The sequence below is a fragment of the Bacillus ndiopicus genome, from assembly GCF_000612805.1.
GTDB lineage: Bacteria > Bacillota > Bacilli > Bacillales_A > Planococcaceae > Metasolibacillus > Metasolibacillus ndiopicus.
This window is the reverse complement of record NZ_HG964406.1, coordinates 147,030-168,977: the sequence shown is the minus strand read 5'-3', so window position 1 is coordinate 168,977 and position 21,948 is coordinate 147,030. Positions and strand designations below refer to the sequence as shown.

The following is a 21,948-nucleotide window of genomic DNA, read 5'->3' as shown; positions in this document are numbered from 1 at the left end:
TTTATGAGTTTAGAATTATCACGTAAAATGTATGAAGAAATGAAGAACTATTCACCAAGTGGCGTGAATTCAAATAGCCGTTTTGTTGCACCACACCCTACATATTATAAAAAAGGAAGCGGTGCATACTTAACAGATTTAGATAGCAATGAGTATTTAGATATAGTGTTAGGTAATGGAGCAATTATTTTAGGGCATAATCACGAAAAGTTTATGGAGAAGTATAATGCTAACTTAGAATCCGGTATTATTACGGGTGTTGAAACACCTTTGTCAGTCAAGGCAGCTAAAAAATTCTTAGAGTTTGTACCTACTGCTGAGCAAGTAAGATTCTCAAATACAGGTACAGAAGCGGTGCTACATGCGATTATGATAGCTCGTACTTATACAAATAAGCAAGACGTAGCAGTTGTTGAAGGGGCATATAACGGTTGGAGTGATGTAGTCAATGTAAGTACTTGGGCAGACTTGTCAAAGGCAGGAGATGCTGAAAACCCAAATCCACTCCCAGGTTCTACAGGATTAAATAAAAAGATTGTAGAAAGTACAGTTGTTATTCCATTTAATAATATTGAGGCAACCGAAAAAATTATCGAGGAAAATCATGAGCGTTTAGCAGCGCTTGTGTTAGAGCCCACATTAATTGACATTGGTTATATATCTGGAAATGTTGAATTTTTACAAGCTATAAGAAAGGTTTGTACAAAATATAATATTGTTCTAATTTTTGATGAGCTATTAACAGGCTTTAGAGAATCAGAAGGTGGTTATCAAAAACGAATTGGTGTGACACCTGATTTATCGACTTTTGGTAAGGCAATTGCCAACGGTTTCCCGTTATCAGCAGTAGCTGGTAAAAAGGAAATTATGCAAATTGCAGAAGCTAAGCCAGGTGGCTATTCATTTGTTGGAACATACAATGGCCATCAATCTTCCTTAGCAGCAGCTTTAGCATTTTTCGAAGTATACGAAGAGGAAAATGTATTGCAAAAGCTGGATGAGCGTACAGAAAGGTTAATTAAATTCTTTAATGCTAAAGCAAGCGAGCTTCATATTGATGCACACATGGTTGGAAAAGGGGGGCATATTCATTGGTACTTCACAAAGGATAAACCAACAAATTATCGTGAAGCTGCACATGGTAATGCTGAGCAATACGTCACTTTTATTCAATCAATGCAAAGCGATCGACTGTATTGTTTAGCAAAGCCTTTATCTCATCATGCTATTTCGTTAGCTCATGGGGACAAGGAATTAACTTTACTTGAAGTAGCGATGGAGAAGGCATTAAAGCGAGTTGCTCAAATGTAAAAAGTAATATGGGGGTGAGGAGGGATTTAATTGACACAAAAAGTATTAGAGGTAAGTAATTTGTCAACTTCATTTCATAAAGAGAAGGACAAATTGAATATTGTTGATGGTATTTCATTTGAAATCTATGAAAGAGAATCTATAGGTATCGTTGGTGAGAGTGGGTGTGGAAAATCATTAACAGCACTTTCTATTATGGGGCTAATAAAAAGCCCTCTCACAATACAGGCAGATACATTACGCTTTGCAGGGCAATATGATTTAAACCAGTTAACACGAAAAGAGTATAAAAAAATACGAGCTGTTGAGTTGTCGATGATCTTCCAAGAACCTATGACTGCTTTAAATCCGGTAATGAAAATTGGTAAACAAATTGAAGAAGTATTAAAAATACACACGAAACTGAATAAATCTGAAAGAAAAGAAGAAGTTATTCGATTAATTCAACAAGTGGGTATATCTAGACCAGAAGAAATAGTGAAAAATTATCCTCACCAGCTTTCAGGTGGTATGCGTCAAAGAATTATGATTGCTATGGCAATTATATGTAAGCCTAAATTACTTATAGCAGATGAACCAACCACTGCATTAGATGTTACGATACAAGCACAAATTATTGATTTAATTAAGGAGATTCAGGCAAACAATAATATGGCATTAATGTTAATCACACACGATTTAGGTGTTGTGCATGAATCCTGTGATCGAGTAGCTGTCATGTATGCAGGACGTATTGTAGAAATAGGGAAGGTAAAGGATGTACTGCATAATCCTTTACATCCTTATACACAAGGATTATTGGCGTCTTTACCAACTACTGCAAATGGTAAAGCACGATTATCGTATATTAAAGGGAATGTGCCACGACCAGGTAATTGGTCTAAAGGGTGCAGATTTGCTGACCGCTGTCCACAAGCGATGAAAAAATGTCATGAAGTGCCACCTGAGTTACTAACGCAAGAAAATCAGACGAGGGTTGCTTGTTGGTTATATGAAAACGAGGTGGTGGATATTGATGAAAATCGAGGATCATGAAGTAATATTGAAAGTAAATGATTTAAAAAAATATTATCCAATGAAGAAAAATAAAGCTGGTTCAACAGTTGTAAAAGCCGTAGATAATGTTAATTTCCATATTAAAAAAGGAGAAACATTAGGAATAGTTGGCGAAAGTGGCTGTGGAAAATCCACTTTAGCTAAAGTAATTATTCAATTATTAGAGGCTACAGAAGGCGATATTTTATTAGAGGGAATACCATTAACTGATTGTAAAGGTACTAAATTAAAGGAAATACGTCGTAGTATGCAAATGATTTTCCAAGATCCCTATGCAAGTTTAAATCCGAGATGGACTGTTGAGCGAACGCTTTTAGAGCCATTGATTGTCCATAAAATTGGAACAAAGGATGAACGAAAAAAAATTATTAAAAATATTATGCGAGATGTAGGTTTAGATGAATCATATTTATCACGATATCCGCACGAATTTAGCGGTGGTCAACGCCAACGTATTGGAATCGCTAGAGCACTTGTTTTAAATCCAAAGCTAATTATTGCGGACGAACCAGTATCAGCATTGGATATTTCTGTCCAAGCCCAAATATTGAATTTATTAAAGGATTTACAAGAAGAATACGATTTAACATATATGTTTATCACACATGACCTTTCTGTTGTTCAATATATAGCAGATCGTATAATGGTGATGTATTTAGGGAGAATCGTGGAGATTGGTAGTACAGAAACGATATTTTCCAAGCCGCTACACCCTTATACAGAGGCACTTATTTCAGCAGTACCACAAGTAACAGAGGAAAAAAGTAAAGAACGCATCATAATTAAGGGGGACTTGCCAAGCCCAACCTCTCCGCCGACTGGTTGCCATTTTCATACACGTTGTCCATTTGTGATGGATAAATGTAAAATTGAACGACCAGAGTTGCACTTTACAAATGAATCTAGGGCTGTAGCTTGTCATTTGCATTCGTTACAATAGAGCATTTAGAATTGTATTATTACTAAGGCAACCACCTACTACCATTATGTAATAGGTGGTTGTATTTATATACAGGAAGAGGGTGCTTAAAATAACCTCTGTTCGTCAAGAAAGCGATATTTTGTTGCAATAGCTTAAAGCTATTGAATTATGAATGCAATACATCAGCATAGCTTTCATGATTTTTTTCAAATTCAGCTTTAGCGAATGGGCATAAAGGAAGTACTTTCATATTATTTGTACGCGCATGTTCAACAAATGCTTGTACCATTTTTTTGCCGACACCTAGTCCACGTGCAGCATCATAAACGCCAGTATGGTCGATAATATAAAACTTGTCATTGGAATTGACGAACGTCATCTCACCAAGCTCTTCGCCATCTTTTGTAGCGACAACTCGTTTTTCTTCAATAGTAATTTCCACTGGTGTTTCCTCCTTTAATACATATTGCAATGCCTTTGTTGGGCATGTGTCAATAATTCGGGCTACTTCATCAGCAGATTTAGCATCAGCTAGTACCCATGGTTTTCTTTTTGGATTGAACACATCGATGCTACCTTTTACGCAGTTCCCAACATGCTCACATAAATCCTTTGAGTAAAAAACGTCAATTTTTTCTCCACTATACTTACGATAACCAGCATTTAATAATTGTTGTTCTGTCATTCTGATCCATCCTCCTTCATGATGTAATACGAAAGCTTGTTTTTATCTTACTTAAAACATTAGAAGATGGCAATGAAGAATATCACTTATAGTTTATTGTGAATAGTTACACGATGTTGGAATTGATTACATAAGTAATTGAGGTTGTTCATAACGCACATAGGATACTCCACAATTGATGGCAGCTTCCATTGCTGTTTTTGACGCTTCTTCAGCGAATGGATGGCTAGCATCGACAACACAAGTAACCTCGTGCTGTGTAATCATATCGACTATTTCATTTACTGATAAAGAGCCAATTAAAAAAGTTCCAGCTAGGCAAGTACCTTTTGTAATTAGTGTGTGCCCTTGTTGTTGTAAAGTGACAGCTAATTCGCGCGTTTCGTTTATTCCTTCTATAAATAAAATCATAGGAGCCCTCCTTGTCGTCTAACATGCTTAAAAATAAAAAAAGCCGTATCTCTAAAAGTAAAGAGATACAGGCTATGAGATTCCATGTTTAAAAAGTGCGTATATTTCGTATATACACATTCCTTACATTCGATGTCTCGCCTATACTTCTCCCTCCGAAAAGTTAGTGACTAATTAAATAAGCAGGTTTCCTGGCTTGTGCTTCATTTTACTTTCACGTCTTCCCATTCAGTTGAACAGTGATTGTTGTGATTTCATCTGCACTTACAGTAGCGGGGGCTGCATTAGTTTTTCACTAATTTCCCTTTTACCTCAGCATTGCTAAGCACTTATTTAACCATCATATTCGATTATGTTTTTACGATAACATATTTTATAAAGATTTCAACTATTTTTATGATTCTAACAGCAAATAAAGTGAACTTTCAATAAGTGGGGGGTTTTCCTCATCCCCCACTTACATATCTTCGTTTCATTATATGTTTTGTAGTAGGGGCTGTTCTCCTGCGATTACTCGTCGCAAAAGTACAGCTTGTTAATACGGGATAAAAATCCATGAAGGCTAAGAAAGCCCACATGGATTATTGTAAGATACCATATTTATTTTTTATACGCTCCAGCTTTTCTCTTATTGGCCTTTCTAATAATAATAAAAAGATGACATTAGAAACAGCATAAATAATCATAAATGGTACTGCAGAAGTTAATGCTAGTGTGTAAGCCTTCCAATTGAAAACGCCATACATAGATACCGTCCCCCAAATATCCATCCCAAAGGAAAAGAATACACCTGCAAAAAGACCAAATAAGATAAGTGGAATTTTTTTATGCATGATGCCTGTTTTACCTAATAAGCCTGCTATAAAGCCAATCATTCCCCACATAAACATTTGGAACGGCGTCCAAGGACCTTGTCCAAAAAACATATTGGATACTAAAGCAGAAATGGCTCCTGTTAAAAAGCCTGCCTCTGCGCCAAGTGAAAAACCAGTGATTGCTGTAATAGCCGCAACAGGCTTAAAGCCAGGTGTCACAATAAATAAAGCACGGCCTGCCACTGAAATAGCAGACATCACTGCTATAACTACAATTTCACGTGGCTGTGGTTTTCTACGTTCAAATGATAGGAAGAAGGGAACACATGCTAAAAATATAATGACAATCGAAATAAAGTAATATTTTCTATCAGCAAATATTGTAATGCCAGCATATAAAGTAAGTGGAATTAAAACTAGAATAACAATAAGCGAAATAATTAAACGCATGTTTTTTTGCATAAAGTAACTACATCCTCACATGTAATAGCATTGCTCAATAGCTCTCTGGATATTCGATGTGCAGCAGTTGTATAAAAATTATTTCCACTATAAAATGCTCGAGGCTCTTCCTCTGATACGATATTACCATCGAAAAATAGAGCACATCGATTGCTGTATTGGGCAGAAAATTCAATATCATGTGTCACCATAATGATGGTCATACCTTTTGCTTGCAAATCTTTTAATATTTGCGCTAGCTCTTCCTTTGCATGTGCATCAAGCCCCTTTGTTGGTTCATCAAGCAACAGAATTCGAGGTTCCATCAATAAAAGCTTTGCAAGCGCTAGCTTTTGCTGTTCACCACCACTTAAATCATAAGGATGGCGATTTAATAAATGAGTTAAATGGAATAAATGGATAGTTTCTTGAATTTTTTTTTCTGATACTTTATGTAAACGAGCCATATCTTCCAGCTCTTGATGCACTGTTTTTTGCACAAATAATGTTTTTGGGTTTTGTGGTAATAAGGTTAAATATTGTTGGTATAATTGCTTATTACTGTAGCTTTTTAAGATTTTATTAAATAAGAAAACTTTGCCACGATAAGGCTTTTGTAGCCCAGATAAAATAGAGAGAACAGTAGATTTTCCAGTGCCATTTCCACCTATTATCGTTAAAAACTCCTGCTCCTTTACTTGCAAATTAAAATGATGGACAACATCCAGGCCATTTTTTTCATAACGAAAAGCAATGTCCTTCGCCTCTAATACAATATTTTTTTCATTTTGCGATTTTGAAGGTGGCAGATGCGATGGAATTACTTGCTGAGTACTAAGAAAGCGTTGTCCCTCACGAATAGTTAGGGGGACAGGTCCCACACCACTTAGTTGATGAAAAATCTTTGTTGCTGCGGGCAATGCTGTAATCATCGCATGATTAGCTGGCAGCTCTTTTAAAATTTCCTTTGGCGGACCATCAAATAGTATTGAGCCTTCATCCATAATCAATACTCGATCTGCTAGCGGTAGTATCTCTTCAAGACGATGCTCAATTAAAATAATAGTAATACCTAATTCTTTATTTAGGCGGTGCAATGTTTGAATGAACTCCAGTGCGGCTATTGGATCTAATTGTGATGTAGGCTCATCTAGCAGCAGTAATTTTGGCTGCATCACCATAATAGAGGCAAGGTTTAATAGCTGCTTTTGCCCACCAGAAAGCTCTGTTGTTTTATGATGGAACCATTTTTGAATGCCGAAGAAATTGGCCATTTCAGCTACTCTTCGTCGAATCGTTTGTGAATCTACCCCAAGGCTTTCTAATCCAAAGGCAAGCTCATGCCATACTTTATCTGTAACAATTTGATTTTCAGGATTTTGGAATACATAGCCAATGTCTGTTGCAGCCACTTCAGAATCTAGTTGCTCTAAGTCACAATCCTTGTAGAAAATATCACCAGTCATTTCCCCATGAGGGTGTAACTCTCGTTTGAAATGGCGTAGCAAAGTGCTTTTCCCGCAGCCTGATTGTCCGATTAGCACGATAAACTCGCCTTGCTGAATTGTTAGATTAATATTTTTTAATATAGGATTTGCCTCATTAGGATAAGTAAAGCTTACATTGTTGATTTTAACGAACGCCATTTTAACGCCCCCTTAATTTCGATTGCTAATGGAATGGAAAGTAGAGCAAAATAGCTACTATAAAATAAAATGCTTCCGATATCCCATTTAACGGCTCCAAATGTTGGATAAAAATAAAATGTTGTTGTACCAATAAAGCTCGCAGCAAAATTGCTAACAAACAGTAATATGATAATAGCTAATACAAAGCCGTCACGACGCTCAAAAAAGAAAAGAGAGAAGGCAGTTCGCTTTTTAATGCCATAGCCCCGAGCTTTCATAGAATCGGCCGTATCAATCGCATTATCTAATGCCCAAGTAATCAAAATAGATAAAATACGCATAGTACATTTGATTCTGTGCCATAGTGAGCCAGTCGTATAATCCATGCCGATGACTTTCTGTGCTTGTACAATTTGCGTTAACTGGTGTCTAAAGCGGGGGACTAAGCGTAATGAAATCGACAAAGTTAATGATAAGGCTGGTGACACTTTTCCGAACAAATAAATAAACTTATCGGAGGTCATTACAACGTTGTAACAGCTAAACCAAAGCATAACAGCGACAATCATTGTGGCGATAGCGATACCATACATAATTGCTTCTACAGTAAGTGCATTGCCATTTATATAAAGTAATACGAGCTGTCCATTATGACTAATTAATGGGTTAATAATCGCCATTAAGAAAAACAAGGGTACATATAGCTTCCAGTCTTTAAAAAAAAGCTGTCTACGTAGGGCAATATTTAAGCTTATAGCTGAGAAAATTGTAATGGCTAAATAGATAGGATGCATAAAAAACATAGATAAGCTGATAGCAGCGACAAAAAAAGAAAATAATACGATAGGGTGAAATGTTTCAAATGCCTTCATTAGTTACCATCCCAATAATGTCCTAAATCACGCCCTAAATCGACTGTATAGTTCCATTCAATAATATCGCCATCTTTTAATACATACTGACTACAACCATAATTCGGATAGACACCGTTCACTTTATACATCCAGCCACTTAACTCCCCTGCGCTAAATTCATATAAATGATTTATACCTTCTACATACACGCTATTATAAATATTTTCGTTGGCTCCTTGATACTCCATTTGAATTTTATGTTCCTTCGTTGCACGCTGTAGCACATCCCAAACGGTATCTTTCTCTGATAACAGCTCGTATGTTGTTGGCTTTAAGATGATGCCATTCTGAGGTACATATTTCTCGCTTTGTAGGGCAGGGTCTAATTTATCCCAATGCTTTAGCAACGTATCAACACGAATCGCAATTGTTACAGTGCGCTTTTGAGGTGCTGGCTGTTGCTGCTTTTCTGTTATTTGCTCTTTTGGTTTTTCTACTGGTGGTGTAGCGCTATTTGTTTTTTGTTTATCATTAGCTTTTGGCTGCTCAGTTTTTGTGCTTGGTGATTTTGCGACTTCTTGCTTTTTCTCAGTTTCTTGCTTTTGCTGTGGTTGTTTTGTTTCTTGTTTTGCTTGCTGTTGCGGTTCTGCTTGCACCTCAATTTCAGCTTTTTTATCTTCCTCAGGCTTCTTCACTTCCTGTTTTTGTTCAGTGGGCTCTTGTTTCTCAGAGGAAGTTTGTTTGTCAATTTCAGGCTGCTTAATAGTAGAAGGGGCGTCAACACTCCGCTCCTGCTCTTGCATTTGCTCGAATTGCTCAACGGTTTGAATATTACATGCTACTAAAAAGATAGCTAGCAATGATACGAATAAAAAGTGTAAGGTTTTTTTCATTTTATTTATCAACTACCTTTAAGAAATTGATATACATTTTAGCTGCATGTGCACGAGTAATAGAGTTAGTAGGATTAAATGAGCCATTTGCGCCTTGTGCAATTTCAAAATCGTATAGGAAGGTAATAGCTTGCTGTGAATCCTCCGGCAATTTTGCAATATCGTTTAATGGTGCGATATTTTTGGATATATAAGAGTTACCTGTTTTCAGCTTATAAGCATTCGTTAGCATTACTGCTAATTCTTCACGCGAGATAGGGGAGGAAGGTGAAAACTTATTCGACTTTGTCATTAATAAATTTGCCTCATAAGCCGCAGCGATTTCCAGTTTTGTTTCATCTTTATATGAGCTAATATCTGTGAAAGGTGCACTTTCGGTACTTTTTAAATTAAGAGCACGAACTAAAATAGATACAGCCTGTACACGTGTTAAATTATTATTGGGCTTAAATGTATTATCCTCATAGCCTTTTAATAATCCTTTAGCTACAGCAGCTTCGATATCAGACTTTGCCCAATGTGATTGAACATCTTTAAAGCCCACTATAGTAGGTGGCGCAGTAGGCTGATTTGGTTGAGCTGGTATTGATGGTTTATTAGGCTTTTTATCAGACATATCGTATAGCTTTGTCTTGCCTGCAAGCAGTCGGTTATACGCTGCTAATGTATATGAAGCCTGCTCTGTCGCCATTCCATTAGCTACCGATTCAGTTAGCACATGCTTAAAGCCACCATCTTTTGCATTATAGAAAGTGAAAAAGCTCGTAAATAATTTATTAAAACGTTGATCTTTATTAGCATCGATATTTAAGCTGGAAAGTGCTGTAATAACTTGCGCTACACTTTCTAAGTTAGCTGTTCCCCAACTTTGGTAGTTACCATTAGCACCTTGCAAATTTTTTAGTGTATCAAGTGCTTTATTAATAGATGCTTTAACATCGGCTCTATCTTTATAAGATGAAAGAGCTTGGATTGCCATTGCTGTCATATCTGGGTCGGCCTTAGTTCCCGATAAATCCCAACCACCATCAGGTAATTGCTTTGCTAGAATATGCTGAATAAGTTTTTCACGCGTCGTAGTTGCTGTTTTAGGAAGCTCAAACCCCCATGTATCTAAAGCGATTAAGGCAAAATAAGCACCATTTGGACCTTGCCATACGACTTTGTCAAAGTCACTTAATTTTTCGACTAAATTATATCCTCCAACATTCGTAGGATCTTTGCCAATTGCAGTAAGTGCAATAATTAATCGGGAATACTCCGTATATTTGCGATTGTGTAATTCACCTTTCACTGCTTGTACATGCTTTACGACATTTTCATAATATTTATCGTAATAGCCATTCGGAATATTGTATTCACCGCGTGCAAGTGCAATAATAAACCACTCATCACCAAAGGAAGGATTTGGCGCTTTCGTCACCATATATTTTCCAGTAGTTTTATAGGCATCCACAGTGGAGATATTTTGGGCCGAGACTGGTGCTACAATGAGCAACAATGCAAATAGCAAGACAAGCATAGTAGATAGCTTTTGTTTCATTTATATAACCTCCATTTTAAAAGAGTGCTAACCCAAAAGCTTCTCACAATTGGGTTAGCGTAAAAATTACATCATATCTGCGATTGTTAACGTACGTTTTAAAATTTTAGCTGTTTGTCCGCGCGTTAATGAAGCACCTGGATCAAATGAGCCATCCTGTTTACCAGTCATAATATCAAGGCTATTTAATAGCTCAATATAAGGTAGGTATTCCGTACTGATATTGTTTATATCATTGAAATTAATTTTTCCATTCGATTTCACATCGGCGTTTAAGTATTCTAAAATGCGAGCCATAAACGCAGCTGCTTGTTGACGTGTAATTGGTGCCTCTGGGTTAAATGTTGAAGAGGTTGTACCTTTCGTAATACCAGCTTCGTATAATGCTTGAATATCGCTTTCATACCATTTGCCTTTTGTATCATTAAATGGATTTGTGTTTGATGCCTGTAAGCCAAGTGAACGACTAATTAAGGCCGCAAACTGGGCACGTGTAATCGGCTTGTTCGGTTCAAACGTTTTAGGCGTTGTACCTTGGATGATGAGACGACTTGCTAAAAATTCAATTTCTTCTTTGTTTGCTAAATGAGCAATATCGTTAAATGAGACTGAACTTTCCACTATAACGAATGTGCCACTTGTTTTAGTGTATAGAACAATTTCATTATTAATAACTTTATGTGGAACAGGCTTGTATTCACCACCAATGAGCTGTAAAACGATTGTGTTTGATTTTACATCATCAGCTGGCAGTGTTACTTTTAAATAGTTTTTGCCTAAATAAATAGGCTTTATTTCACCTTGTACTGTTTCTATGCCGAAGTTAACTGTGAATTGTTTGCTTTCAGGTTGTGTAGTTACAGAAGCAGTAACTTTTTCATCCTTAGCAAGTTTAATTTCTTTAAATATAGATGTAGGAACTTCTATCTTGAAATTATTTTCGCTTTGAATAACGAAATTTGGGATTTTCTTTTCAAGATATTCCTGAATATTGTCAGATGTAATAACAGCTTTGCTACTGCCGTTTTCAACAGTAATCTCTGCTACTGAGCCATCTTTATTACCTTTATTTGTTTCTTCAGTACATTGTTCAGCTTTATTTCCGCATTTTCCTTCTGCTTCTTTTGGAACTTCTGTATCTTTACAATCTTCTATTGCTTTTTCTTTACAAATTTCTTTGTTGTCTTCACCAGGAGTGCCATCATTTTCAATTCCATCAACATAGCCACCGATATCTTTACCTAAGTCAAGTGTATAGAGCCATTCTACAAAATCACCAGGTGATAATGTGTAAAGTGCTGCAGAATAAGAAGGGAAGTGACCATTTACACGATACATCCAGCCACTTAAAGGGCCACGGTCAAATTCATAAAGACCATCAATACCTTCAATATAAGTGCCGTATTGTGTTTCACGATAGCTTAAATCGATACCGTTTTCTGCTGTAACTCGTTTTAATACGTCAAACACTGTTTCCCCAGCATAGAATTCTACCGAAGTTGCTCTTAACGGAATTTCCGAAGAGGAAATTTTGATTAAGAATTTCGTACTTCCAAATGGCTGACTTCCTCCAGGATTATTGTTATTTTCGCCATTTCCTGGATTATTATTTTCACCTTCCTCTGGAGTAGAAGGATTACTTCCATTTTCACCATCCGGATTTGAAGGATTGTTTGATTTTGCATCTGACGTATTATAGAGCGTCGTTTGACCGTTTAATAGACGATGATAAGCAGCTAATGTATAACCAACTTGCTCGGTAGCCATCCCATCGGCTTTCGTTTGACTTAAAATATGCTTAAAGCCACCATCTATTGGGCTGTAATAAGTCATAATGTTTGCTATAACTTTATTAAAGCGAGGGTCTTTGTTAGCATCAATACCCAAGCTTGCAAGTGCAGTGACAACTTGTGCAGCACTTTCAACGTTTTCTATTCCCCATGATTTGTAACCACCATTTGGTAATTGAATATTTGTTAAAGTTGTAAGCGCTGTATCAACCGCTGTTTTTACCTTTGAGTTTGTTTTGTAGTATGGTGCAAGCGACTGTATCGCCATTGCTGTCATATCAGGATCAGATGACGTTCCTGATAGTGCCCAACCGCCATCAGCTAATTGCTTTTCTAGAATATGATTAATCAGCTTTTCTCGTGTTGTAGTAGCGGTAGCAGGTAGCTCAAAGCCCCAAGTGTCAAGAGCAATTAACCCATAATAAGCACCATTTACACCTTGCCATGTAACTTTATTAAAATCAGCTAGCTTTTCGACTATGTTGTAGCCACCAACATTTGTTGGATCCGTACCAATAGCCGTAAGGGCGATAATTAATCGTGAGTATTCGGTATATTTTCGTTGGTCGAGTACGCCGTTTTTAGATTTAACATAATCAACAACATTATTATAATAAGTGTCATAATAATCAGCTGGAACTTCAAAACCACCACGTGCTAATGTAAGTATCCACCATTCATTATCGAATTTAGGGTTTTTTAGCTTGTCCAGCATATATTTACTGACAGTGTTATAAGCATTCAAAGTTGTTGTATTAGCATTAGATTTTGTTCCAGCTTTTTTAGCTTGATCAAATGCTGCTGTGGCCTGATTTAGTGCCAGAACCTTTGAATCAATTTCAGTTTGAGCTGCATTTTCATCTGCAATTAGTTGCTGAGCAGATACAATTACATTTGTATATATATCTAACTCTGCTTGAGTAACCCAAGAATCTGTAATGTTTACATCTTTTCCATCAACGCTTACTTTGATAGTAGCTTTATTTTGTTCTGCCTTCTCAATTTCTTCTTGTAATAATAATGTATCAACTACTTCATTAGAACCTTCAATAATTGTGATTTCAGGGAAGATGCTGTAGTAGCCTTCTCTCTCTAATGCGTTTAGGTTAGGGCTTGCTCCTGTTTCAGGGTTAATCTTTCGATGTTCTCCCATTGGGCTACCGAAGAAACCTAGCTTAATATGACCTTCTTTTAAGGTATAAGTACCCTGATGATTCGTGGGAATTGTAAATGTCACATCATTTGCTTGGGTCGTAATGTTATATTGTTTCTTAAGTCCAGCAATTAATTGCTGTTCAGGACCACCAATAAAATTTAATTGAGCATTGAAGTTGTAGATTCCAGCAATTTTATTTGCTGGGAATGACAAACCTTTAAATGTAACCTTGACTTTATCTCCTGGAGTTACTTTTTCATTAGGCTTTGTAAGGTTCTCAATAGAGATATCTAAAGGGCGGGCTGTCATCACGTGATATTCAGCTTTGCCATCCTTTTCAACTTTAATGATATTACGTCCTTCAGTTAATAAAGCTGTGAAGGAGCCGTTGTCGCTAGATTGAACACCTTCAGTTGAAAATGTACCATCCTCATAAGAAGCAGTGCCTAGTCCATGATTTATTTCAGGGCGTAAAATGCTTACGGAGCTCCCTGTAGTTGGGGTAAACGTATAATAAGCCCCTGGCTCACCTTGAGCATAGTAAACACTATCAATGTCGGCATCAAAAACGCCGTTTTGAAGGTTACCCACTTTTCCTTTATTGGCTTGTTGGTTACGTTCCTTATTGCTTTCAATACCCGTAGAAATACCAGTGTCACCTTGACCAACTGTTACAACGAATAGACCAACGTTTTCAGGCCAAATGGCACTAAATGCATTGTTTGCATCAGCGATGTATGACGAACCATTGACCTTCAATGCGTCATATGTAACTTTAACAATCGCTGTCCCATTTTTTCTGGCATTGATTGTAGAGTAGCTACCTGGTTTGCCTTGTTCAATGTCGATTACATCCTCGCCAGTAACGATTTCAAAATGGAAATCAGGCTCAAAGTAATAGTTATTAATTCCTTCAATTAATGCTTGCCAGCTTCGCAATGTCAGTAGTTTAAATTGCTCACCTTGATTTAATTTCAAATGATTTTGCTCATTAATATTTAAATATATGTTTCCTTCAAGGTATGTGCCTTTATTTAAAATGGCTTGTTGTGATTGAATATCAAGCTGTTCTTTTGTAATTTTTAATGCTATCGTATTTGGGTCTGTTTTAAATGTCCCTACATTTGTTAGTTTGCCTGTTTGGCTAACGCGATAATTGTATTCTCCGCCATTAGTTAAGGCAAAGGAATATGTTTTTGTACCATCCGAATTAATCGTTGGTTCTCCTACAGGTAATATTTCTTCAAATGCGACAAAATGCTTGCTTTTCTTCCCAACAAATAACTGCGCCTCTTGTGGGATTGTAAAGGTTCTGTTGCCAGAAAATTGCATTGTTGCGCTAATAGGGTAAGCAGATGTTGCCATTGTGATTTTTATCGTATTGCCACTGTATGGAGAATGTTGGTTGTGCTTAGCATCTGGTATGAATGAATAAGCAAATATATTTCCTACAAGAGCTAATACAGGAATTTCTCCTTGTGCAGTGACATCACCTAATTTTAGGGATGTATCATCAAGCTTACCCTGTCCAACTTTTACAGTGTAATCATTATTTACGACCCAGCCCGCATTACTTGCTTTAAAATTAAGCTGGCGGAATTGAAATTCTTGATTCGGTGCAGTTGTCACTGTTAGTTGGCCACCGCCAACGCTATTATTAGTGCTATTAAAGCCTTCATAGCGATACTTTCCTGCTGCTATAGTTGCTGTATAAACATTATATGTTCCTTCAACACCAGCCCCAATATCTACTTCTTTGTCATTTTTATCGTAAAGTTTTAATTTCGTAGTTTTAGGTGCGACAGTGAATTTAACTGTGCTAATAGTAGCTTGTAAGCCAGGTTCTTTCGCTTTATCAAATGTAGTTGTAGCATCATTTAGTGCTAATACTTTGGCATCAACATCTTCTTGAATTGCATTTTCATCTGCAATTAGTTGTTGTGCAGATAAGATTATACCTGTATACGTATCTAGGTCATCTTGAGTTACCCAAAAGTCGGTGGAAGCTATATCTTGTCCGTCTATGCTTACTTTCACAGAAGCTTTATTTTGCTCAGCATGTTCAATCGCATCTTGTAATACTGTTTTATCAACTTTAACAACTTCTTCAGTATCGCCATTTAAAGCAGTATTTAGTTGAGTAAGTGCCGCATCAACATCTGTTTGGCTACTTTCCATATTTGTTAGTTGCGCATATGCGGTATCATAGGCAGACTGTATGTTTACATTTTCTAAAATTTCGCTTTTATTTGGAGCACTATTAATTTCTGCAATTTTTGTTGTTAATGCATCTTTATTTGCTACCTTGATATAAGGTTCAACAGGAGATTCAGAATCACTAAAGCCAAATCCAAGATCGAGGCCATAGCCCCATACTGTGAATTGTAGTCGGATTACATCGTTCCCTGTAGCAAGGTATTCACTCATACCAAAATTCGGCATCTTGTTATTTACGATATATATCCAGCCAGATTGTCCTGTGTAATCAAATTCTCCGAGCCAATCTTCGTCGAATTTCCCACTGATTATTTCATGCTCTTCTGCCATTTTATCCTGTATATATTGTGGAACGTTTAAAGCAGAAGAATCATTATCTTTAATATTAGATAAGTATGTGATATTTTCATCTTCTGAGCCATTGCCATCATTAAAATTCCCTGTTCCAAGTAATCTTGCTACAACTTGGCCTACTTTTTCGCCTTCATAAAAAGGAACTTGAATAGGTTCAACAGCATAACCTTGCCCAAGGGTAAATTTCTCAACGGAAATTGTTACATAGCCCTTAGGCTCGGAACTAAATATCGTTGCACTATCATTAGTGGTGATAGTGGATAGTTGCTTGGTTATACCTTTCTCTAAAACTTCATCATTAGATGGATTATTAAGAATAGAGCTAGTTTCTAATTCATTAGCTTCGTATTGTTGTGTTTCTGCCATAGCAGCAGGTGATAATAGCGAAAATGATAAAATAAAGACAATCGCTATATGTAACCATTTTTTATAACTTTCCAACTTCTTTACCTCCAATAAATTTTTGTGAAGCCTCTTGCTTGTAACCCTTAAAATCAAAAATGGTGCCTCTCTAAAAGAGAAGCACCATAGGAAAACAGAAAAAAGAGCGCAGGAACATGACTTGCTCATCCGTCTATTTGCCGTAAGTTCTCCTAGCTTCCGAAGAGAGTTAATACGATGAAATAAAGACAGGTCTCCTGGCTTGTGTAGCCTATTCAGAACCTTCCCATCTACTAGAGGCATTTTTCCTCGTTCGACAGTGGTATACTCTGTAGTCTTCTACACTTACAGTTGCGGAAACAGCTTCGGTTTTAAACCGAATTCCCTATTAAGCTCTTAATGAGCATCTTTATTCTGCAATTGCTATTCACTTGATGTTAAGTTTAGCATAAATTCTTTGTTTTCAAAACAGTTCAATAAAAAAGAGATACACTTCTAAATTAAATAGAAGCATATCTCTAAGATTTAACTATTAAAGGATGTTTGCAAATTGTAGAGTTCGTTTTAAAATTTTCGCTGTTTGTCCGCGTGTTAATGGAGCACCTGGATCGAATGAACCATCTGGTTTTCCAGTCATAATATCAAGGCTATTTAATAGCTCGATATAAGGTAGGTATTCAGTGCTAATATTTTTGGTATCATTGAAATTAATTTTTCCATTCGATTTCCCATCGACGTTTAAGTATTCTAAAATGCGAGCCATAAAGGCGGCTGCTTGTTGACGTGTAATAGGTTCTTCTGGATTAAATGTTGTAGTAGTCGTTCCTTTTGTAATACCTGCCTCAAATAGTGCTTGAATATCTGACTCATACCATTTGTCTGTAGTATCGCTAAATGGGTTTTCACCAGTCGCTTGTAAACCAAGTGAGCGACTAATTAAAGCCGCAAATTGTGCGCGTGTTATTGGTTTGTTTGGCTCGAACGTTTCTGGTGTCGTACCATGAATTATGAGGCGACTAGCTAAAAACTCAATTTCCTCCTTATTAGCTAAATGAGCAATATCCTTAAATGTTACTGTATTTTCAGTAACAACAAATATACCACTTGTTTTTGTGTATATAATAATTTCCCCATTGATAATTTTATGTGGAACTGATTTGTACTCACCATCTACAAGCTGTAAAACAATAGCATTTCGTTTTACATCATGAGCAGGTAAAGTGACTTTTAAGTAATTCTGCCTTGTAGAAAGGTGCTTTAATCTACCGTTATAAGACTCAATGGCAAAGTTAACCGTGAATTGATTATTTTCTAGCTGTTTAGTGATAGAAACTACGACATGCTCATCATTCGCAAGCTGAATTCCTGCTAACGCAGATATAGGAATTTCTAATTTGATGTTATTTTTATTTTGAACTATAATCGTTTGAATATTCTTTTTAAGATATTCTTGAATATTTTCAAATGTAATTACTGCTTTATTACCATTTTCATCAACCATAATTTCAGTTATTGAACTATCTTTATTTATTTCTTCATTACATTGTTCAATTTCATCTGTACATTTCTTTTCAACTTTTATGCAATCCTTAGTGCATTCATTTTGCTCCTCAGCATCTTCACTATCAACTTCATCAATATGACCACCAATATCTTTACCTAAATCAGTTGTAAATAGCCATTCCACAGAATCTTTTGGAGATAGGACGTAATTTGCAGCTGAGTAGGAAGGATATATGCCATTTACACGATACATCCATCCACTTAAAGGTCCTCGGTCGAATTCATAAAGTCCAGCAATACCATCAACGTATATCCCATACTCTGTTTGGCGATAGCTTAGGGCAATGCCATTTTCATCTGTTGCTCGTTTTAAAACATCAAAAGCTGTTTCGCCAGCAAATAATTTAGTTGCTGTTGGTCTTAATGGTACTTCAGATGAAGAAATTCGAATCGATACTGTTGTATAACCAATCTCTTCTTTTTCAGGAGGATTAGAGGGCTGACTTCCGCCGTTATCAGGAGGGGAAGGTTCCTCCTTTTCACTTCCATCCTTATCGCCAGGCTTCGATGGATTATCTTTCGTATCTGACATATCATAGAGCGCTGTTTGTCCACTTAGTAAACGATTATAGGCTGCTAATGTATAGCCAACCTGAACTGTTGCCATGCCATCTGCTTTTGTTTGACTAAGAACATGCTTAAATCCACCGTCACTAGAGCTATAAGTCATAATATTGGCAATGACTTTGTCAAATCGATTATCTTGATTCGCATCAATACCTAAGCTGGCAAGAGCTGTTATAACTTGAGCAGCACTTTCCGGGTTTTCAGAACCTTTAGAAATAGGGCTATCACCAGATTTGTAACCCCCATTAGCTAATTGAATATCTACTAATTTAGCGATTGCTCGCTCAGTTACTGCTTTTACTTTTGTGTTACTTTGATATGGTGCTAGTGCTTGGAGAGCCATTCCCGTCATATCAGCATCTGCAACACTTCCACTAAATGCAAATCCACCGTCACTTTTTTCTGCTTTTACAATAGCATCAATGAGTTTCTCACGTGTCGTTGTTGCTGCTTCAGATAATTCAAACTTCCAAGTATCAAGAGCAATTAATGAATAGATTGTAGAGTTTATACCTGGACTTGTAGCAAAACTAATATCCTCTAATTTCTCTACTAAATTGTAGCCAGCAACATCTGTAGGGTCTTTACCAATCGCTGTAAGAGCGATAATTACTCGAGCCCAGTCCGTTGCTTGGGTATCTATGTTTCCATTTGTTGTTTTTACGTGATTTGCGAGATTGCGATAATACTTTTCATAAAAACTTGCATGTTTAGCAGAATGATCACCACGGGCTAATGTTAGAATAGTCCATTCTGATCCATAAGTTGGTTCGTATGAGCTAGATGTATAATACTTAACAACGGATTCATAGGCTTGAACTGTTGTTGGTTGTATTTCCATTAATCGTTTTTGTAAAGCTTCTAGTTTACTATAGTTGGATACTTGCTTCTGTTCTGTAACTGATAATTTATCGTAGGCTTGTTGTACTTCAATAACTTTTGCATAATGTTCCCACCAAGTAATTAATTCTATAGAAGGGAACGCATTGATTTTATCAATAACAGCTTGAATACGCGGACCTGCAGAAAGAATATTCTCTTTATCAACAAGATCTTGATAATTAGTTACTACTATGTCAGTTTTTCCGTCTCTTACGTTTTTATCAAGCTTGTTATAGGCTGCGCGAGCAGCTGCTATTTGTGCTTTTGTTGCTTCATCATTAACTTGGATGATTTCAGGAAGAAGGTCGATTAAATAAATGACATAGTCGACTTCTTTACTAACAAGCGTTTCATAATTTTCTTTACCGAACTTTGTTGGTCTGTTGTTTACGGTTACTTCTCCATTAGCTATTGTACGTGCCGTTGATAAAAGGGGCAGCAACTCGTCTGTATTTTTACGAATATTTAATGGTTCGATAATTGAAATTAACAGCTCAAAATAGACCTGTTCTATTGTTGTTAAATAAGCTTCAGTTCCATCAGCTTTTAGTTTATTTTTGCTATCTTGTATTAAAGAGGCGTACTTAGCACGAGCTTTTATGAGGTGCTGGGCAACTGCATCATCTATTGTAGTAACTGGTGGTAGGGATTCAATAAAGAATCTAGTCCACTGTGCTTCTTTGTCGGCTAGTTTATTATTATATCCAAGGTTATTAATTATAGTTTTCTGATTAGGCTTTGCAGGTAAATCTAAGAATGCTTGGCGAGCTTCTGTTAACAGTATTTCAGTTACACCGTCTGCAGAAGTAATATCAACAGGTAAAAGGGCTTCAATTAATTGAATAACATGTTGTTGTTCAGGTGTAATAACACAAACTTTAATTTTTTTAGATAATGTATCTGTTCTGGCGGTAATTTCTAATTCACCCATTGAGAGGGCTGTTACAAATCCATCAACACTAACTGTTGCAAATTCTGGCTTGCTTGAAGTCCATATAACTGTGGCACTATCATCTGTTGTTGCAGTAAGTTGAAATCCTTGACCTTCTAATATTAGTAACGGTTCCTCGGCATTAAATTGAATATCACTAATTGCGAAAGGGGCCATAAATGGGGTAACCATTGTTCCTGTTACATCATCTAGTTGCGTAAGATGCTCTAGGTCAGCATCATTATCAGGTTTTAATACATTATCCCATTTTTCTGAATCTTCTAGTTTCATTTCCGTAGTTTGATTTTGTTCTGTTGAATCATCAAGATTACTATCGTTAATGTCATTAGAATCTTCAGTATTAAGTTCAACTATTTCTCCTTCAAAATGCTGCGCATTGATTACACTAGCTGGAGAGAATAGTGATAATACTAAAATAAAGACAAGTGCTATATGTAGTTGCTTTTTCCATAAAGCCATTTGAAAATTCCTCCTCTATCAATTATGCCTTAGCTAACTTTAGTCCAGATTTATTTCGAGCTGAATAAGTGGAAGTTAACCTAAAACCTTCACTATACGGACTAATAGTTAACTGGCCTGCGCTGTGCAGACCTCCCTTCAAAATTTGTGACAGCCACTGGGGCATTTATCTCGATTCATAAGGCAATTGAATTAAATAGTTAAAAACTGACAAAGTGAGCTTATTCACCTTGTCAGTATAAATTTACCTAGTTATTGCACTTTAACTTCAAGTGACTCACTTGCTGAGTTACCAAATAAAGCATTGGCAGAGGCAGTAATGGTAATAGTGCCTGCTTGCGCTTGACCTGCAAATGTAATAACTACCTGTTGGTCAGTATTCACAGTAACAGACTGAGCAGTTAATGCCGTTGTTCCAGTATTAATTGTCCAGTTTGCTAGATTAGTAGCATCAGGTGTTATAAATAAATCACCAGTTAAATCTACCGTAATAGATGGCGCGTTATCGTTTACAGTAATAGCACTTGTTGTTCCTAATTTTGCCCATGTAGTGTAATAAATATGAACAACATCATCAGGCTCTAATTGATACTCAGCTAACCCATAATCAGGACTATTACCATTTACTGTGTATATCCAGCCATCCCAACCATTTAAGCTGCCTCCAGCACGCCCATCAATTGATTGGAGATATGGACCATATTGAGTGGCAACTACTACATAAGGAATACCTGCATTATCTAATGTTTGCTCTACAAGTTCTAGTGCCGTTGTTCCATCTTGGACATTTACAGTTGTTTCTTCTAAAATCTCCTCGTATAAACCAGTTACTGAAAGCTGAACATCAAAGTCTGCTGATAATACTTCTTGGCTGACAGGCTGTAAAACTGCTGCACTTGCTGCTGGTGATACGAGCGAAACTGCCAAAAGAAGGGCGAATGCTAAGTGCCACCATTTTTTTAAATGAACCATTTACAAAACCTCCTATTTTTTATTTCGTGAATGTTTTTGCAATTAACTCGAAAATAAAAAGATGCTTCTCCAAAAAGGGGAAGCATCTAAATAGGA

At 36.6% G+C, this 21,948-nt stretch carries 13 protein-coding genes, 1 pseudogene and 2 riboswitches; of the genes and pseudogenes, 3 read left to right on the top strand and 11 right to left on the bottom strand.

Translation table 11 applies throughout. The features are described from left to right. Window positions 1–3 precede the first annotated feature (3 nt). From TY13_RS12240 to TY13_RS12230, 3 genes are read left to right on the top strand one after another with little or no spacing between them, the layout of a single operon-like run. Complete coding sequence (locus TY13_RS12240) at window positions 4–1,311, top strand: aspartate aminotransferase family protein (protein ID WP_052344323.1); 1,308 nt, start codon at window positions 4–6, stop codon at window positions 1,309–1,311. Between the two features lie 30 nt (window positions 1,312–1,341). Next, window positions 1,342–2,346, top strand: a complete 1,005-nt coding sequence (locus TY13_RS12235) for an ABC transporter ATP-binding protein (RefSeq protein ID WP_042476318.1) — start codon at window positions 1,342–1,344, stop codon at window positions 2,344–2,346. Continuing rightward, window positions 2,327–3,307, top strand: a complete 981-nt coding sequence (locus tag TY13_RS12230) for an ABC transporter ATP-binding protein (protein WP_042476316.1) — start codon at window positions 2,327–2,329, stop codon at window positions 3,305–3,307. The genes TY13_RS12235 and TY13_RS12230 overlap by 20 nt, the downstream gene beginning before the upstream one ends. 148 nt (window positions 3,308–3,455) lie before the next feature. Here the strand turns inward: TY13_RS12230 and TY13_RS20885 are convergent, their stop codons facing one another. The 11 genes and pseudogenes from TY13_RS20885 to TY13_RS12180 form a co-directional block, all read right to left on the bottom strand. Further along, entirely contained in the window at window positions 3,456–3,731 is a 276-nt protein-coding gene (locus TY13_RS20885) for a GNAT family N-acetyltransferase (RefSeq protein WP_407637730.1), read from the bottom strand. A 27-nt stretch (window positions 3,732–3,758) separates the two neighbouring features. Then, window positions 3,759–3,974, bottom strand: a pseudogene (locus tag TY13_RS20880) ((4Fe-4S)-binding protein); the annotation flags it as partial. 126 nt (window positions 3,975–4,100) lie between these two features. After that, entirely contained in the window at window positions 4,101–4,385 is a 285-nt protein-coding gene (locus TY13_RS12220; protein ID WP_052344322.1) for a precorrin-6A/cobalt-precorrin-6A reductase, read from the bottom strand. Window positions 4,386–4,549: 164 nt separating this feature from the next. Next, window positions 4,550–4,733: riboswitch (cobalamin riboswitch) on the bottom strand. Between the two features lie 233 nt (window positions 4,734–4,966). Beyond that, on the bottom strand, window positions 4,967–5,662 hold the full coding sequence (locus tag TY13_RS12215) for an ECF transporter S component (RefSeq protein WP_042476309.1): 696 nt from the start codon (window positions 5,660–5,662) through the stop codon (window positions 4,967–4,969). Continuing rightward, the gene (locus TY13_RS12210; RefSeq protein WP_042476306.1) at window positions 5,641–7,287 is read right to left on the bottom strand and encodes an ABC transporter ATP-binding protein; all 1,647 of its coding nucleotides are present in this window, start codon (window positions 7,285–7,287) and stop codon (window positions 5,641–5,643) included. Before TY13_RS12210 ends, TY13_RS12215 begins: the two co-directional genes overlap by 22 nt. Further along, window positions 7,260–8,141, bottom strand: a complete 882-nt coding sequence (locus TY13_RS12205) for an energy-coupling factor transporter transmembrane component T (protein ID WP_042476302.1) — start codon at window positions 8,139–8,141, stop codon at window positions 7,260–7,262. The genes TY13_RS12210 and TY13_RS12205 overlap by 28 nt, the downstream gene beginning before the upstream one ends. After that, complete coding sequence (locus TY13_RS19860) at window positions 8,141–9,016, bottom strand: DUF4430 domain-containing protein (protein ID WP_052344321.1); 876 nt, start codon at window positions 9,014–9,016, stop codon at window positions 8,141–8,143. Before TY13_RS19860 ends, TY13_RS12205 begins: the two co-directional genes overlap by 1 nt. A gap of 1 nt (window position 9,017) precedes the next feature. Further along, window positions 9,018–10,559: an S-layer homology domain-containing protein gene (locus tag TY13_RS19855; protein WP_052344320.1), complete on the bottom strand. Its 1,542-nt coding sequence runs from the start codon at window positions 10,557–10,559 to the stop codon at window positions 9,018–9,020. A gap of 66 nt (window positions 10,560–10,625) precedes the next feature. Then, window positions 10,626–16,517, bottom strand: a complete 5,892-nt coding sequence (locus TY13_RS19850) for an S-layer homology domain-containing protein (protein ID WP_052344319.1) — start codon at window positions 16,515–16,517, stop codon at window positions 10,626–10,628. Between the two features lie 170 nt (window positions 16,518–16,687). Further along, a riboswitch (cobalamin riboswitch) is annotated at window positions 16,688–16,883 on the bottom strand. A gap of 106 nt (window positions 16,884–16,989) precedes the next feature. Then, complete coding sequence (locus tag TY13_RS12185) at window positions 16,990–20,880, bottom strand: S-layer homology domain-containing protein (RefSeq protein WP_042476300.1); 3,891 nt, start codon at window positions 20,878–20,880, stop codon at window positions 16,990–16,992. A 252-nt stretch (window positions 20,881–21,132) separates the two neighbouring features. Continuing rightward, entirely contained in the window at window positions 21,133–21,852 is a 720-nt protein-coding gene (locus TY13_RS12180; RefSeq protein WP_042476298.1) for a DUF4430 domain-containing protein, read from the bottom strand. Window positions 21,853–21,948 lie beyond the last annotated feature (96 nt).

Bases quoted from the DNA above. Each gene is read 5' to 3' on its own strand.
- TY13_RS12180 (WP_042476298.1), bottom strand. From the start codon at position 21,852: ATGGTTCATTTAAAAAAATGGTGGCACTTAGCATTCGCCCTTCTTTTG.
- TY13_RS12230 (WP_042476316.1), top strand. From the start codon at position 2,327: ATGAAAATCGAGGATCATGAAGTAATATTGAAAGTAAATGATTTAAAA.
- TY13_RS12240 (WP_052344323.1), top strand. From the start codon at position 4: ATGAGTTTAGAATTATCACGTAAAATGTATGAAGAAATGAAGAACTAT.
- TY13_RS12220 (WP_052344322.1), bottom strand. From the start codon at position 4,385: ATGATTTTATTTATAGAAGGAATAAACGAAACGCGCGAATTAGCTGTC.
- TY13_RS19860 (WP_052344321.1), bottom strand. From the start codon at position 9,016: ATGAAAAAAACCTTACACTTTTTATTCGTATCATTGCTAGCTATCTTT.
- TY13_RS12215 (WP_042476309.1), bottom strand. From the start codon at position 5,662: ATGCAAAAAAACATGCGTTTAATTATTTCGCTTATTGTTATTCTAGTT.
- TY13_RS19855 (WP_052344320.1), bottom strand. From the start codon at position 10,559: ATGAAACAAAAGCTATCTACTATGCTTGTCTTGCTATTTGCATTGTTG.
- TY13_RS12185 (WP_042476300.1), bottom strand. From the start codon at position 20,880: ATGGCTTTATGGAAAAAGCAACTACATATAGCACTTGTCTTTATTTTA.
- TY13_RS12205 (WP_042476302.1), bottom strand. From the start codon at position 8,141: ATGAAGGCATTTGAAACATTTCACCCTATCGTATTATTTTCTTTTTTT.
- TY13_RS12210 (WP_042476306.1), bottom strand. From the start codon at position 7,287: ATGGCGTTCGTTAAAATCAACAATGTAAGCTTTACTTATCCTAATGAG.